Source organism: Pseudonocardia spirodelae, from assembly GCF_037727765.1.
Classification (GTDB): domain Bacteria; phylum Actinomycetota; class Actinomycetes; order Mycobacteriales; family Pseudonocardiaceae; genus Pseudonocardia; species Pseudonocardia spirodelae.
In genome coordinates, this window is record NZ_JBBJUP010000007.1 from 25,684 (window position 1) to 40,763 (window position 15,080).

Here is a 15,080-nt window from a genome sequence, read left to right on the forward strand (position 1 = left end):
CCGGCCCCGATAGGGTCCGCGCGTGCCCTCCTCGCCGGTCGCCGTGGTCACCGACTCCACCGCCCACCTCCCGCCGGGGCCGGCGCGCCGCTCGGGCGTCCACGTGGTGCCGCTGGAGGTGCGGCTCGGGGAGCGGACGGCACGCGACGGCGTCGAGGTGACCGCGGCGGAGCTGATCACGGCGCTCGCCGACCGGGACGTGCTGGTCCAGACCTCGCGCCCGGCGCCGGTGGCGTTCGCGGAGCGGTTCACCGCCCTGCTCGACGACGGCGCCGACGCGGTCGTGTCGGTGCACCTGTCCCGCGAGCTGTCCGGGACGTGGGACGCCGCCCGGGTCGCCGCCACGGAGGTCGCGCCGGACCGGATCCGGGTCGTCGACTCCGCGGCGATCGCGATGGGGCTGGGGTTCGCGGTGCTCTCCGCCGCCGACGCCGCGGCGGCCGGTGCCCCCGCCGACGCCGTCGCGGCCGCCGCGACGGCCGTCGCCGCCCGCGCCCGGGTGCTGTTCGCGGTGCAGGACCTGGAACGGCTGCGCCGCGGCGGACGGATCGGTGCCGCGTCCGCGCTGCTGGGGACGGCGCTGTCGGTCAAGCCGATCCTGCACCTGCACGGGGGCCGGATCGCGCTGCTGGAGAAGGTGCGGACGACCTCGCGGGCGACCGAGCGGCTCGTCGCGCTGGCCGTCGCGGAGGCGGCCGGGCCGGGCGCCCGGCTCGCGGTGCACCACCTGGGCGCCGAGGAGCGGGCCGAGGACGTCGCCGACCGGCTGCGCGAGCAGCTGCCCGACGCCGCGGAGGTGCACGTCTCCGAGGTCGGCGCGGTCATCGGGGCACACGCGGGGCCCGGGCTGGTGGGCGTCGTGGTCGTCCCGGCCGGGACCTGAGCGCCGCCGTTCCCCGCCGGACACGCACGGCCCCGCCGCAGTCTGGCACGTCGGACCGACGGTGACGCGGTCCCGGCGGCCGCCGCGGGACGCCGGTCCACGACCGGCCGAGCTGTCCACAGGTCCGTGATCCGGCCCGGCGACGGGCCCCGCCGCTCCTAGCGTCGGGTGCGTGACCAGGACCGACGATCCCCGCGACCCGGGCAGGCGCCTGGCCGGGATCGGGGTGCGCGGGGCCCCACGCGAGCACTACGACCCGCCCACGCAGCCGCTGCCGATCCTTCCGGCGGCCGGTCCGCGGGCGGCGACGTGGACCGCGGACCCCGACGCCGGGCACCCGCTGGCCGCGCCGGCCCGCACGGACGCCCCGGCCGACGTCGTGGCCGCCGACGTCCCGCACGGCGGCCGGCCGTCGTGGCTGCGGCGCACGGCCCTGCGGTGGCTGCCGCCGTCGCTGGCCGGGGCGCGGGTCGACCCGGGCCGGCCCGGTGCGCTCGCCCTGGTCGCGGTGGTGCTGGCCGGGGCACTCGTCGCCGGGGTCGGGGTGTGGCTCGACCGGCCCACCGTGCAGCCGGTCGGCGGCCTGCCGGAGGTGACGGCGGTGCCGGACGGGCCCGCGGTCCCGGAGACCGGTGCCGCGCCCGCACCGGCGGCGGCGCCCGCGGCGACCGCGGGCCCGCACGTGGTCAGCGTCGTCGGCCGGGTGGCGCGGCCCGGACGGGTCCGGGTCCCCGACGGCGCCCGGGTCGCCGACGCCGTGGAGGGCGCCGGCGGTGCGCTGCCCGGCATCGACCTCACCGTGCTCAACCTGGCCCGGCGCCTCGGCGACGGCGAGCAGATCGCGGGCGGGGCGGCCCCGGCCGCGGACGCGGCACCGGTGCAGCCCGCACCGGGCGCCGAGCCCGCGTCCGGCGCCGAGCCGGGGGCCGCGCCGGGTGGCCCGGCGGCCCCGGCCGGGAAGCTCGACCTGAACTCCGCGACGGCGACCGACCTCGACGGGCTGCCGGGGGTCGGCCCGGTCACCGCCGCGAAGATCGTCGACTGGCGGACGGCGAACGGGCGGTTCAGCCGGGTCGAGCAGCTGCGGGAGATCGACGGCATCGGGGAGCGCCGCTTCGCCCGGCTCCGTGAGCTGGTGCGGGTGTGACCGCGCCGCGCGCCCGGCGCCCCGGTCCCGACCGGCCCGGCTCCGCGACCGGTTCCGCTACGCCCCGGCGGGGTGCCGACGGCGGGAGCGGCGAGGACCGTCCGGCCCCGCCGGACCTGCGGCTGGTGCCCGCCGCGCTCGCGACCTGGGCCGCCGTCCTGGCGGGGCTGCTCGGCGGTCCGCCCGGTGGAGTGGCCGCGGCGGCGCTCGCGGTGGTCGCCGCGGCGGTCGCCCTGCTCCGGGCCCGGGCCGGTGCCCGCGCGGCCGCTCCGGCGTCGACGGTGCTCGCGGCGGCCGGCTGCGCGCTGGTCGCGGCCCTGCTGGTCACCGCGCACGCGGGCGCGCTGGCCGCGCACCCGCTGCGCGACCCCGCCGACCGCGGCGCCGCCGCCGAGGTCCGGGTCCGGCTCACCGACGACCCGCGGGTGCTGCGCGGCGGCACCGGCGGCGACGAGTCCGGCGCGGCCCGGGCCACCGCGCTGGTCCGCACCGAGCTGGTCGCGGCCACCGTCGGCGCGCACCGGGCGCGCACCGGCGGCGCACTGCTGCTGCTCGCACCGGCCGGGAGCTGGGCCGGGCTGCTGCCCGGCCAGGAGGTCTCCGCCGCGGGCCTGCTCGCCCCCGCGCAGCGCTCCGACCTGACCGTCGCGGTCCTGCGGGTCCGCGGCGCCCCGCAGGACGTCACCCCGCCACCGTGGTGGCAGACGGCGGCCGGGAGCCTGCGCGACGGGCTGCGCGACGCCGCGGTGTCCGCGCTGCCCGAGGCCCCGGCCGGGCTCCTGCCGGGGCTGGCGATCGGGGACACCCGCGCCCAGCTCGCGGAGACCGAGCAGGACTTCCGCACCGCCGGGCTGGCGCACCTCACCGCCGTGTCCGGGGCGAACGTCGCGATCGTGACCGGTGCGGTGCTGCTCCTGCTGCGCCTGTTCCGCACCGACCCACGGGTGGCGTCCGCGGCGGCGCTGCTCGCGCTGGTCGGGTTCGTCGTGCTGGCGCGGCCGTCGCCGTCGGTACTGCGGGCGGCGGTCATGGGCGGGGTGGTGCTGGTCGCGTTCGCCGCCGGCCGGGCGCGCTCCGCGGTGCCGGCGCTCGCGGTGGCGGTGCTCGGGCTGCTGCTCGCCTCGCCCGCGCTGGCCGTCGACGCCGGGTTCGTCCTGTCCGTCGTCGCCACCGGGGCGCTGGTCCTGCTCGGCCCGGGGTGGACGGCGTCGCTGAAGCGGCGCGGCCTGCCGTCCGGGCCGGCGGAGGCGCTGGTCGTCCCGGTCGCCGCGGCCCTGGCGACCGCCCCCGTCATCGCCGGGCTGAACGGGGGAGTCGGGCTGGTCACGGTGGTCGCGAACCTGCTCGCGGCACCCGCGGTCGCGCCGGCGACGGTGCTCGGTGTGCTCGGGGCCGTGCTGTCCGCGCTCAGCCCGTGGGCGGCGTGGGTCTGCGCGTGGCTGGCCGGGCCGTTCGTCCGGTGGCTGGTGCTCGTCGGGGACCGGGCCGCCGCGGTCCCGGGGGCGACGGTGCCGTGGCCGGCCGGGGTGGGCGGCGCGCTGCTGCTCACCGGCCTGCTGCTGGGGCTGCTCGCGATGGGGCGGGTGCCGCGACTGCGGGCGTTGCTGCTGGCCCTGCTGGTCGGGCTGCTGGTGGTGCTGGTGCCGACCCGGTTCGCACCACCGGGCTGGCCGCCCGCGGGCTGGCGGATGGTGGCCTGCGACGTCGGGCAGGGCGATGCGCTCGTGCTGGCGACCGGTGTGGCCGGGCACGCCGTGCTCGTCGACACCGGACCCGGCGACGACGCCGTCGACACCTGCCTGGACCGGCTCGGCGTGCGGGTCCTCGAACTGGTCGTGATCACCCACTTCCACGCCGATCACGACGGCGGCCTGGCCGGCGCGCTGCGCGGGCGGGCCACGGGCGGGATCGCGGTCGGCCCGGTGCGCGAACCCGCGTCCGGGCTGCGCGAGATCACCCGGCACGCCGCGGCGGCCGGCGCGCCCGTCGTCGGGCTCGCCCGCGGCATGGAGCTGGGCTGGCCGGAGCTGCGCCTGCAGGTCCTCGGGCCCGTGCACCCGCCCGTGACGGTCGACGGCAGCGACGGCACCGCGGTCAACGACATCTCGCTGCTGCTGCGCGCCACGACGCCGGCCGCGACCGTGCTGCTCACCGGGGACGCCGAGCTCGCCGCCCAGGACGACCTGCTCGCCTCCGGCGCGGACCTGCGGGCCGACGTGCTGAAGATGCCGCACCACGGCTCGCGTAAGGTGCTGCCCGCGCTGATCGGGGCCGTCGCGCCGCGGGCGGCGGTGATCAGCGTCGGGAACGGCAACACCTACCACCACCCCAACCCGGAGCTGGTGGACCGGCTCGCCGCCGCAGGGATCCTGGTCGCCCGCACCGACCGGTCCGGCGACCTCGCCCTGACCGGCGACGACCCGGCCGGGCTGGCGGTGGTCGCCCGGGGCGACCCCCGCCCGGCGCCCGGCCGGCGGGGCCGGTCAGCCCCGGTTCGCCAGCGCCTCGCGCACCGCGCGCGATGTCGACGGCACCGTCGCGGTCGGGCCGACCTCGCCGGAGACGGCGTCGAGGGTCTTGAGACCGTCGCCGGTGATCATCAGGACGGTCTCGGCGTCGGGGTCGAGCGTCCCCGCCTCGAGCAGCTTCTTCGTGGTCGCGACGGTGACCCCGCCGGCGGTCTCGGCGAACACGCCCTCGGTGCGGGCCAGCAGCCGGATCCCGGCGACGACCTCCTCGTCGGACACGTGCCCGACCGAGCCACCGGTGCGCCGCACCGAGTCCAGGACGTACGGGCCGTCGGCCGGGTTGCCGATCGCCAGCGAGCGGGCGATGGTGTCCGGCTTCTGCGGCTGGATCACGTCGTGGCCGGCCTCGAAGGCGGACGCGACCGGGGAACAGCCGGTGGCCTGCGCCCCGAACACGGTGTAGGGCGTCGGCTCGACGAGGCCGAGCTCGCCGAGCTCGGTGAACCCCTTGTCGATCTTCGTGAGCTGCGAGCCGGAGGCGACCGGCACGACGACCTGCTCCGGCAGCCGCCAGCCGAGCTGCTCGGCGACCTCGTAGCCCAGCGTCTTGGAGCCCTCGGCGTAGTACGGCCGGACGTTGACGTTCACGAACGCCCAGTCCTCGTGCTCGGCGGCCAGCTCGGTGGCGAGCCGGTTGACGTCGTCGTAGTTGCCGTCGACGGCGAGCAGGGTGCCGCCGTACACCGCGGTGGTGACGATCTTGGCCTGCTCCAGGGAGGACGGGATCAGCACCACCGAGTCCCACCCGGCGCGGGCGGCCGCGGCGGCGACGGCGTTGGCCAGGTTGCCCGTCGAGGGGCAGCAGAGCACGGAGAAGCCCAGCTCACGGGCCGCGGCGAGCGCGACGGCCACGACCCGGTCCTTGAAGGAGTGGGTCGGGTTGCCGGTGTCGTCCTTGATCCAGATCTTGCGGACGCCGAGCGCGCGCGCCAGGTTGTCGGCCTCGATCAGCCGGGTCAGGCCGGGCTCGGTGTTGGCGTGCTGCTCGACGGTCGAGGGGACCGGCAGCAGGTCCTTGTAGCGCCAGATCGACTTCGGGCCGGCCTCGATGGAGGCGCGGGTGACCGCCGGGAACTCGTAGGCGACCTCGAGCGGGCCGAAACAGCGCGGACAGGCGAACTCCGCCGCGAGCGGGATGCGGTGCCGGCACTCGCGGCAGGACAGCGCCCGCGCGGAGCCCAGGTCGTAGGCGGGGGTGGTTTCGGGCGCAGCAGTGAGAGTCACGAGATCTCCTCATCTGTCCCGCCGGGTGCGGCGGGCCGGAATTGGCACCGTGTTCGTCGACGTCCTCACCGCGCGGAGCGCGCAGGTGTGGGCGGATCGTCGTGCGACGCCGGTTGCCGGGGCTTCAACGGGCCGTTCCCTCTGCCCCTCTGGATGAGCCATATGCGGTTGTGGTGTCCCGGCGCGGTGGCCGGAAACGGTCATGACCGTACGCGAGACGGTCGCGTCCCCGCCAGGAGGTGTCCTCCGGACGGGACGCGGGTCACGGGTTGTCGGGGGTGTGGGCCACGATGGGGGGGTGAGCGCGACGAAGGCCCCGGCCCCGCTGCAGCTCGTCGTCGGCGACGAGGAGTTCCTGGCCGAACGCGCCGTGTCCGACCTGGTCCGGCGGGCACGGGGGTCCGATCCGGAGACCGAGCTGCGCCGCTTCCGCACCTCGGAGGTGGCGCCGGGCGAGCTGGCCGGGCACCTGAGCCCGTCGCTGTTCGCGGAGGGCCGGGTGATCGTGCTCACCCACGGCCAGGACGCGGGCAAGGATATGACGGCCGCGCTCGCCGACTACGTGAAGGACCCGGCCGACGGGATCGTGCTCGTGGTCCAGCACGCGGGCGGCGCGAAGGGCAAGGCCGTCCTGGACCTGATGCGCAAGGCCGGGGCGGCCGTGGTCACCTGCAACCGCATCACCCGCGCCGACGAGCGGTCCGACTTCGTCCGCGACGAGGTCCGCCGCCACGGCGGCACGATCACCCCGGGCGCGCTCGCGGTGCTCGTCGAGGCCGTCGGCTCGGACCTGCGGGAGCTGGCGGCCGCGGCCGGGCAGCTCGTCGCGGACACCGGCGGCACGGTCGACGAGACCGGGGTGCGTCGCTACCACCGCGGCCGCGCCGAGTCCTCCGGCTTCGCGGTGGCCGACGCCGCGGTCGCCGGCGACCGCCGTGCGGCGATGGAGGCGCTGCGCTGGGCGCTGGTGCTCGGTGTCCCGCACGTGCTGATCGCCGACGCGCTGGCCGACTCCGTCCGCACCCTGGCCAAGGTGGGCTCGGCGGGGCGCGGCGACCCGAACCGGCTGGCGGGCGAGCTCGGCATGCCGCCGTGGAAGATCCGCAAGGCGCAGCAGACGGTGCGCCAGTGGCGCCCCGAGCAGCTGGCGGTCGCGATCGCGGCGACCGCGCAGGTCAACGCGGACGTCAAGGGCATCGCCGCGGACGCCGAGTACGCCCTGGAACGCGCCGTGCTGGCGGTCGTCGCGGCCCGCGCGGGCCGCTGACCGGGGCGCTGCCCCGAGCCCGGCCGGACGTCGACCAGGAACCACCCCGCACACGACGATGGCGCCGCCCCCGAAGCCGGGGACGGCGCCGTCGGTGAACCGTGGTGGCTCAGGCCTGCACGTCGTTGAGGCGCTTGGCCATCGCGGACTTGCGGTTCGCCGCCTGGTTGCGGTGGATGACGCCCTTGCCGGCCGCCTTGTCCAGAGCCTTGGCCGCCTTGCGCTGCAGCTCCACGACGTTGTCGGCGCCGGAGTCGGCGGCCTCGCGGAAGTGGCGGATGGCGGTCTTGACCGAGGACTTCACCGACTTGTTGCGCTGCCGGCGCTTCTCGTTGGTCTTGACACGCTTGATCTGCGACTTGATGTTGGCCACGTCTGCCTCTGGTCTTCCTGCCTGCTGGTCGGCTGGTGTGTGTGTACGTCCGGTCCGCTCCGGCGGCACCGAACAGCATCACTGGAGAGAGGGTCCAGGCCGTTTCGGGCGAGCACGCCGAGCGCTCGACGCACAAGGTTACCAGCGGCGTCGTCGCGCCCCGGGCCGGGGCACCGGACGCGGCAGGGCGGGAACGTCCCGTCGAGCGTGATCACGGCCCGGTGGCCCTGCGGGTCGGCCACCCGCGCCACGTCGAGCCCGACGTCGACGGCCGGGACGACGCCGTCGCCGGACTCCTCGCGGACGAGCTCGGAGATCGTCGTGCCGCGGACCTGCACCGGCGCCGCGTGACGACCCGCGGTGCCACCACGGCGCCCGCCCGGTACGACATGGGACGATGGGGGCCAGTGCCCGACGCCCCGATGCGACAGCGAAAGCCGAGTACAGCCGAGTGACGACGTACGCCGACCGCACGTTCACCCCGCCGGAGCGCATCCGGAACTTCTGCATCATCGCCCACATCGACCACGGGAAGTCCACCCTGGCCGACCGCATGCTGCAGGTCACGGGGGTGCTCAGCGATCGTGACGCCCGGGCCCAGTACCTCGACCGGATGGACATCGAGCGCGAGCGCGGCATCACGATCAAGGCGCAGAACGTCCGGCTGCCGTGGACCGCGAAGAACGCCGACGGCGAGCCGACCGAGCACGTCCTGCACCTGATCGACACCCCCGGCCACGTCGACTTCACCTACGAGGTCTCCCGTGCGCTCGAGGCGTGCGAGGGCGCGATCCTGCTGGTCGACGCCGCGCAGGGGATCGAGGCGCAGACCCTGGCCAACCTGTACCTGGCCATGGAGAAGGACCTGCACATCATCCCGGTCCTCAACAAGATCGACCTGCCGGCCGCGGACCCGGAGCGCTACGCCGCGGAGATCGCGCACATCACCGGCTGCGAGCCGGAGGACGTGCTGCGCTGCAGCGCGAAGACCGGTGAGGGCGTCGAGGCCGTGCTGGACGCGGTCATCGCCCAGGTCCCGGCCCCGGTCGGCGACGCCGACGCGCCCGCCCGGGCGATGATCTTCGACTCGGTCTACGACACCTACCGCGGCGTCGTCACCTACATCCGGGTCGTCGACGGGAAGCTCTCCCCGCGCGAGAAGATCAAGATGATGTCCACCGGCGCCGAGCACGAGCTGCTCGAGATCGGCATCGTCTCGCCGGAGCCCAAGCCGTCCGACGGCCTGGGGGTCGGCGAGGTCGGCTACCTCATCACCGGTGTGAAGGACGTCCGTCAGTCCAAGGTCGGCGACACCGTCACGTCCAAGCGCAACGGGGCCGCCGAGCCGTTGACCGGCTACCGCGAGCCGCAGCCGATGGTCTACTCCGGGCTCTACCCGATCGACGGCTCCCAGTACCCGGACCTGCGCGAGGCGCTGGACAAGCTGCAGCTCAACGACGCCGCGCTCACCTACGAGCCGGAGACCTCGGCCGCGCTCGGGTTCGGCTTCCGCTGCGGCTTCCTGGGCCTGCTGCACCTGGAGATCACCCGCGAGCGGCTCGAGCGCGAGTTCGACCTCGACCTCATCTCCACCGCCCCCAACGTCGTCTACCAGGTCACCACCGACGACGGCGAGGAGATCGAGGTCACCAACCCCAGCGACTGGCCGGTGGGCAAGGTCGCCGAGGTCCGCGAGCCGATCACCAAGATCACCATCCTGGCGCCCTCGGAGTTCGTGGGCACCATCATGGAGCTCTGCCAGAGCCGGCGCGGCCAGCTCGGCGGCATGGACTACCTGTCCGAGACCCGCGTCGAGCTGCGCTACACGATGCCGCTCGGCGAGATCATCTTCGACTTCTTCGACAACCTGAAGTCCCGCACGCGCGGCTACGCCAGCCTCGACTACGAGGAGGCCGGCGAGCAGGTCGCCGACCTGGTGAAGGTCGACATCCTGCTGCAGGGCGAGGCCGTCGACGCGTTCTCCGCGATCGTGCACAAGGAGTCGGCGTACTCCTACGGCACGTCGATGGCGACCAAGCTGCGCGAGCTGATCCCGCGCCAGCAGTTCGAGGTGCCGATCCAGGCGGCCGTCGGCGCGCGGATCATCGCCCGCGAGACCATCCGCGCGATCCGCAAGGACGTCCTCGCCAAGTGCTACGGCGGCGACATCTCCCGCAAGCGCAAGCTGCTGGAGAAGCAGAAGGAGGGCAAGAAGCGGATGAAGACCATCGGCCGGGTCGACGTCCCGCAGGAGGCCTTCGTCGCCGCACTGTCCACCGGCGGCGGCCAGGCCACCGAGAAGCCCAAGAAGTAGCCCCGGACACGAGAGCGGGCCCGACTCCCTCGAGGGTGTCGGGCCCGACGTGTACGTGTGGGGGGCGGGGGAGCGCGGGGGCGCTACATGACCGAGCCTGCCCGGGGGCCGGGGACCGTGGTCTCGCACGGTGCGGGGCGGGCGGCGGGAGCGCGGCGCGGCGACAGGATGCGCTGCACCCGCTGGCAGACGGACTCCACGACGGTCCGTCCCTCCGCCGACAGGTGCACCAGCACGCGACGCCGGTCGAGGGGGTCCGCCGACCGGTAGGCCAGCTTCTTCTCCACGAGGCGGTCCACGATCCGGGTGGCCGTGGGGGCGGGGAGCGACGTGTGTCCCGCGACCTCGCCCATGCTGCGGCCGGTGCCGCGGGCGAGCATCAACAGCACCCGCCAGCCGTCACGGCTGACGTCGGTCGCGGAGGGGTTGGTGGACAGGGCTGTGGCCACGGCGTGGTCGACCCGGTCCAGGAACTCGACGACACCCGCGGCTCCAGGCGTCGGGGCGGCCATGGTGGCCGTCCCCGACGCCCGTCGACTGAAAGGCTCGGTCACGATGACGCACTGTACTTGCCGAACGGGCGAAATCCGACCCTGTCCTGCGGAAACGTCGCCCGAGCGCCGGACGGTCGTCACGCAGCGGTGACGCGCAGGCCGTCGACCAGCCATTTCGTAGACCGCTTGACGTCCCCTAACGACATCACGACTGCATCACACCACGGTCACGTAACGCCCTAGCGGGTCAGCACGATCTTGCCCGCGGTCCTCCCGGCCGCCATCGCCTCGAACGCCTCCTTCGCGGAGTCCATCGGCAGTTCGGTCCCGATCTCCGGCGCGATCCCGGCCGTCGACACGAAGGTCATGAGATCGGCCAGCTCCTGGCGCGTGCCCATGGTCGACCCGACGACCTCGAGCTGCAGGAAGAACAGCCGCTGCAGGTCCGCCGGCGGGTTCGGGCCCGAGGTCGAGCCGCAGATGACGATGCGCCCGCCCGGGCGCAGCGCGCGCATCGAGTGCTTCCAGGTGGCCTCGCCGACCGACTCCATGACGGCGTCGACCTTGCCGGGCAGCTTCGCGCCGGGCTCGAACGTGGCGTGCGCGCCGAGCCGCTCGGCCAGCGCGCGCTTCTCCTCGTCGCGGCCGGTGACCCACACCTGGAACCCGGCGGCCCGGCCCAGCTGGACAAGCGCCGTCGACACCCCGCCGGAGGCGCCCTGGACGAGCACGGTCTGGCCGGGCTGCAGGTTCGACCGGGTGAACAGCATCCGGTACGCGGTCAGCCACGCGGTGCCCAGCACGGCGCCCTGCGCCGGGGTGATGCCCGCCGGGGTGGGGATCGCGTTGCGGGCCGGGACGACGACCTTGTCGGCCATCGTGCCCTGGTGCTTCTCGGTGAGCAGGGTGCGCCGGGGGTCGAGGGTCTCGTCGCCGCGCCAGTCCGGGTCACCGATGATCGGGTAGAGGACGACGTCGGTGCCGTCGTCGAGGGTCCCGGCGCCGTCGCAGCCGAGGATCATGGGGAACTGGTCGGGCTTGATGCCGACCCCGCGGAGCGTCCACAGGTCGTGCATGTTGAGGCTGGCGGCCGAGACGTTCACGGAGACCCAGCCCTCGGGGACCTCCGGGTCGGGCCGCTCGCCCACGACGAGCGAGTCGAGCGGAGCGTCGGCGTCGGGCTCCTGCGCGTAGACAGCGAACATGGGCCCGAACCTAATGCCTGGGCGCGGGGACTACCGTGTGGAGTGTGCGCACGATCATCGACGGCTGGGACGCGTTCGAGCTGTGGCTCACCGGGCTGCCGTTCGTGTTCCAGGTCGTCTTCGTGACGATCGTGGTCCTGCCGGCGTGCGCGGGCGTCGCGGTCGCCCTGGACCGCGTGACGGCCCGGTTCGACGTGCCCCGCGACCGCCGCGACGGCGGCGGCTGAGCGCGGTCACACCGGCCGGGCGGCCAGCGCCTCCAGGGTCTGCGAGCAGCCCGCGTCGACGCGGACGTCGGCGAGGTCGTCACCACGGGTGGCGCCCCGGTTGACGATCACCACCGGCACGCCCGCCCGGTGCGCGGCGCGCACGAACCGCAGCCCCGACATGACCGTCAGGGAGGACCCGGCGACGAGCAGCGCGGAGTCCTCGGGGGCGAGCGAGGCGACCAGGGCGTAGCAGCGGTCGACCCGCTCGCGGGGCACGTTCTCCCCGAAGAAGACCACGTGCGGCTTCAGCACCCCGGCACAGGACGCGCACGGCGCGACCCGGAAGCCGTCGGTGATCTCGACGGCGGCGTCCCCGTCGGGGGCGGTCTCGACCTCGGCGCTGTGCGCCTCGGTGAAGCCGGGGTTGAGCGCGGTGAGCCGGGCCTGCAGGTCCTCGCGCGGGGTGACCCGGCGGCAGTCCAGGCAGACGACCTCGTCGATGCGCCCGTGCAGGTCGATCACGCCGCGGCTGCCGGCGGCGCCGTGCAGGCCGTCGACGTTCTGGGTGATGAGCCCGTCGACGACGCCCGCCGCCCCGAGCGCGGCCAGCGCCCGGTGCCCGGGGTTGGGGTCCGCGCGGCGCATCCGCGCCCAGCCGACGTGGCTGCGCGCCCAGTACCGCCGCTGCGCGGGGGTGCCCGAGACGAACTCGGAGTAGGTCATCGGGTTGCGCGGGCGCGACCCCGGGCCGCGGTAGTCCGGGATGCCCGAGTCGGTCGACAGCCCGGCGCCGGTCAGGACGACGAGCCGCCGCCCCGCCAGGAGCTCCAGCGCCGCACCCGGGTCGGTCGTCACGGCGGGTGCGCTCATGGTCCCAGGGTAGGCGCGCTGGGCGGGCCCCGCGCCGCGCGCGCCCGGCCCGCCGCGGGCTCAGCGCACCGGGTCGGGGGTGCGGCGGTGCCGGCCGCCGTCGGCGTGGCGGGCCGGGGGCAGAGCCGTGCGGCCGGTGTCGGCGACGCGGTGGCGCGCCCGCGGCTCCGGCACCGGGCTCGGCGCGCCGACCGTGGGGAACGCGGGCAGCGGCACCCCCGGCCCGGCGACGGCGGGCAGCGGCACCGTGCGCGCGACGGCCTCGCCGCGCCGGGCGGGGAGCGGGCGGGGCGCGACCGGCGGGGCCGGGGGCGGGGCGTCGCCGGCCTGCTCCTGCAGCCGGTACAGCGCCGCGTAGCCGGGGCACTCGCGCAGCAGCGACGGGTGGTCGCCGTACCCGGTGACCCGGCCGCCGTCGAGGACGACGATGCGGTCGGCGTCGACGACGTCGACCAGCCGGTGGGTGACCAGCACGACCGTCCGGTGCCCGGCCAGGCGCCGGACCGGCGCGAGGACCCGCGCGGCGGAGGCGGCGTCCAGCCCGGCGGTGGGCTCGTCGAGCAGCAGCACCGGCGCGTCCCGCACCAGGGCGCGGGCGATCGCGAGGCGCCGCAGCTGCCCGCCGGACAGCATCCGGCCGCGCTGCCCGATCCGCGTGCGGTAGCCGTCGGGCAGGGCGGCGACGACGTCGTGCAGGTCGGCCGCGCGCGCGGCGGCCTCGACCTCCTCGGGGGCGGCGTCCGGGCGCGCCCAGCGGATGTTCTCCTCCACGGTCGCGTCGAACACCAGCGAGTCCTGCAGCACCGGGACGACGGCCGCGCGCAGGTCCGCCGGAGCCAGCTGCGCGAGGTCGACGCCGTCGAGGGTGACCCGCCCGCGGTCCGGGTCGTGCTGGCGCAGCAGCAGCCGCACCACGGTGCTCTTGCCCGCCCCCGACGCCCCGACCACGGCCACCCGCGACCCCGCGGGCACCCGGAACGACACCTCGTGCAGGGCCGGGCGGCCCGACCCCGGGTAGTCGAACGCGACGCCGTGCAGCGCCAGCTCCCCGGTCGCACGGGGGAGCGGGCGCGCCACGGCGGGAGCGGCGACGGCCGGGCGGGCGTCGAGGACCTCGACGATCCGCTCGGCGCCCGCGCACGCGGAGTACAGGGTCGCGGCGAGGTTGCCGAAGCCCGAGACCGGTGCGTAGAGCTGCCCGAGGTAGGCGAGCAGCACCAGCAGCCCGCCGAGGGTGAGCTCGCCGCTGCCGAGCCGGGCGACGGCGATCCCCGCGACGAGCAGCAGCCCGGCGGCCTGCACCAGCCCGCTGGCCGGTGCGAACAGGCTCTCCAGGCGGATCGCGCGCATCTGGGCCCGGAACGCGGCCTCGTTCTCCGCGCGGAACCGGGCCGTCTCGGCCGCGGTGCGGCCGTAGGCGTGCACGAGCGCGGCGTTGCCCAGGCTCTCCTCGGCCACCGAGACGATCGACCCCGACCGGCGCCGCTCCTCGCGGGCGGCGTCGGCGATCCGGCGCGACAGCAGCCGCGACAGCAGCAGGAACGCCGGTGCCGCGACCAGCGCGACCAGCGTCAGCCGCCAGTCGAGCAGCAGCATCGCGGTGGTGAAGAACAGGATCTGGAAGGAGTAGGTGAGCAGCAGGTTGACCCCGGTGAGCACCAGCTCCTCGATCTCGGCGACGTCCGACCCGATCCGCGACAGCACGTCGCCGAGCGGGCGCCGGTCCAGGTACGGCGCGGACAGCTCGCCGAGGTGGGCGAACAGCTCCACGCGCAGGCCGAGGACGAACCGCTCGGCGGTCCAGGCGCTGAGGTAGGAGTCGACGTAGGAGACGACGCCGGTCAGCAGGGTCAGCGCCAGGTAGGTGGCGGCCAGCATCGGGAACGGCCGGAAGTCCGCGGGGGTGAGGACGTCGTCGACCAGGACCTGGAACAGGCCGATGCTCGCCGTCGTCAGGGCGGGCACGCCCGCGGTGAGCGCCAGGCTCAGCACCATCCGCCCGCGGAACGGGCGGGTGTGCGGCCAGAAGCGCGCGAAGACGGTGCGCAGCGGCAGCCGCGGTGCCGGCTCGGCGAGCGGGCCCCCGGACCCGCCGGCGTCCTCGGTCATGTCGTCCCCTCCACCGCACCGGGTGGGTCCCGACGTGTCCGGGGCCCACCCGGTGTGATCAGCACACCGTCACTTGCAGTGGTGCTTGTGGTGGTGCTTCGGCGTGCGCCGCGGCGGGCAGTGCTCCTTCTTCGGCGGCCTGTGCGAGCAGCACTCGTCCTTCTCGGGCTTGGTCATTCCCGGAATGGGGAGGGGGAGGGGAAGCATCGGCCATCGTCCTTTCCGTGTGATGCGGCGGAGATGCCGCACCCCGTACGACGAGCGGGATCGATGCTGGTGACGGGTTCACGACAGGAGAACCCGAACAGAGCAACGGCCGGGCGGAGGTGACGTTTCCGGCATCCGTCGCAGAGCGGCCGCGAACTGATCCACACCATTCCCGCGAATCCGTTGCCGCACTGGCCCGGCGACGGCGGCCGGCAGTTCCGTCCCGTTTCACCCGGCAGTGGCGACGGCG

At 75.5% G+C, this 15,080-nt stretch carries 12 protein-coding genes, 1 pseudogene and 1 riboswitch; of the genes and pseudogenes, 6 read left to right on the forward strand and 7 right to left on the reverse strand.

Annotated features, from left to right (window positions below; genetic code table 11):
* Window positions 1–22 precede the first annotated feature (22 nt).
* The 3 genes and pseudogenes from WJX68_RS10225 to WJX68_RS10235 form a co-directional block, all read left to right on the forward strand.
* On the forward strand, window positions 23–883 hold the full coding sequence (locus tag WJX68_RS10225; protein ID WP_340288690.1) for a DegV family protein: 861 nt from the start codon (window positions 23–25) through the stop codon (window positions 881–883).
* Window positions 884–1,055: 172 nt separating this feature from the next.
* Window positions 1,056–2,030 carry a ComEA family DNA-binding protein gene (locus WJX68_RS10230; protein WP_340288693.1) on the forward strand — a complete coding sequence of 325 codons (975 nt, stop codon included), beginning with the start codon at window positions 1,056–1,058 and terminating at the stop codon, window positions 2,028–2,030.
* Window positions 2,031–2,776: 746 nt separating this feature from the next.
* A pseudogene (locus WJX68_RS10235) lies at window positions 2,777–4,270 on the forward strand (ComEC/Rec2 family competence protein); the annotation flags it as partial.
* A gap of 243 nt (window positions 4,271–4,513) precedes the next feature.
* On the opposite strand, the gene thrC reads toward WJX68_RS10235, so the two are convergent.
* Window positions 4,514–5,782: a threonine synthase gene (gene thrC, locus WJX68_RS10240; RefSeq protein ID WP_340288696.1), complete on the reverse strand. Its 1,269-nt coding sequence runs from the start codon at window positions 5,780–5,782 to the stop codon at window positions 4,514–4,516.
* Between the two features lie 6 nt (window positions 5,783–5,788).
* A riboswitch (SAM riboswitch) is annotated at window positions 5,789–5,942 on the reverse strand.
* Window positions 5,943–6,080: 138 nt separating this feature from the next.
* Here thrC and holA point away from each other — a divergent pair.
* Window positions 6,081–7,049, forward strand: a complete 969-nt coding sequence (gene holA / locus WJX68_RS10245; protein ID WP_340288699.1) for a DNA polymerase III subunit delta — start codon at window positions 6,081–6,083, stop codon at window positions 7,047–7,049.
* A gap of 109 nt (window positions 7,050–7,158) precedes the next feature.
* Here the strand turns inward: holA and rpsT are convergent, their stop codons facing one another.
* Complete coding sequence (gene rpsT, locus WJX68_RS10250) at window positions 7,159–7,422, reverse strand: 30S ribosomal protein S20 (protein WP_340288702.1); 264 nt, start codon at window positions 7,420–7,422, stop codon at window positions 7,159–7,161.
* Window positions 7,350–7,760: a cyanase gene (locus tag WJX68_RS25220; protein WP_422785689.1), complete on the reverse strand. Its 411-nt coding sequence runs from the start codon at window positions 7,758–7,760 to the stop codon at window positions 7,350–7,352. Before WJX68_RS25220 ends, rpsT begins: the two co-directional genes overlap by 73 nt.
* A gap of 113 nt (window positions 7,761–7,873) precedes the next feature.
* Here WJX68_RS25220 and lepA point away from each other — a divergent pair, with 113 nt between their 5' ends.
* On the forward strand, window positions 7,874–9,736 hold the full coding sequence (gene lepA, locus WJX68_RS10255) for a translation elongation factor 4 (RefSeq protein WP_340288705.1): 1,863 nt from the start codon (window positions 7,874–7,876) through the stop codon (window positions 9,734–9,736).
* 83 nt (window positions 9,737–9,819) lie between these two features.
* On the opposite strand, the gene WJX68_RS10260 is transcribed toward lepA, so the two are convergent.
* Both WJX68_RS10260 and WJX68_RS10265 read right to left on the reverse strand, forming a co-directional pair.
* Window positions 9,820–10,290: a MarR family winged helix-turn-helix transcriptional regulator gene (locus WJX68_RS10260; RefSeq protein ID WP_340288708.1), complete on the reverse strand. Its 471-nt coding sequence runs from the start codon at window positions 10,288–10,290 to the stop codon at window positions 9,820–9,822.
* 179 nt (window positions 10,291–10,469) lie between these two features.
* Entirely contained in the window at window positions 10,470–11,435 is a 966-nt protein-coding gene (locus WJX68_RS10265) for a zinc-binding dehydrogenase (protein ID WP_340288711.1), read from the reverse strand.
* A gap of 44 nt (window positions 11,436–11,479) precedes the next feature.
* On the opposite strand from WJX68_RS10265, the gene WJX68_RS10270 reads away from it, so the two are divergent.
* Complete coding sequence (locus tag WJX68_RS10270) at window positions 11,480–11,662, forward strand: hypothetical protein (protein ID WP_340288714.1); 183 nt, start codon at window positions 11,480–11,482, stop codon at window positions 11,660–11,662.
* 6 nt (window positions 11,663–11,668) lie between these two features.
* On the opposite strand, the gene WJX68_RS10275 is transcribed toward WJX68_RS10270, so the two are convergent.
* Complete coding sequence (locus WJX68_RS10275) at window positions 11,669–12,514, reverse strand: NAD-dependent protein deacetylase (protein WP_340288717.1); 846 nt, start codon at window positions 12,512–12,514, stop codon at window positions 11,669–11,671.
* 60 nt (window positions 12,515–12,574) lie between these two features.
* Complete coding sequence (locus WJX68_RS10280; protein ID WP_340288720.1) at window positions 12,575–14,623, reverse strand: ABC transporter ATP-binding protein; 2,049 nt, start codon at window positions 14,621–14,623, stop codon at window positions 12,575–12,577.
* Window positions 14,624–15,080: the final 457 nt, after the last annotated feature.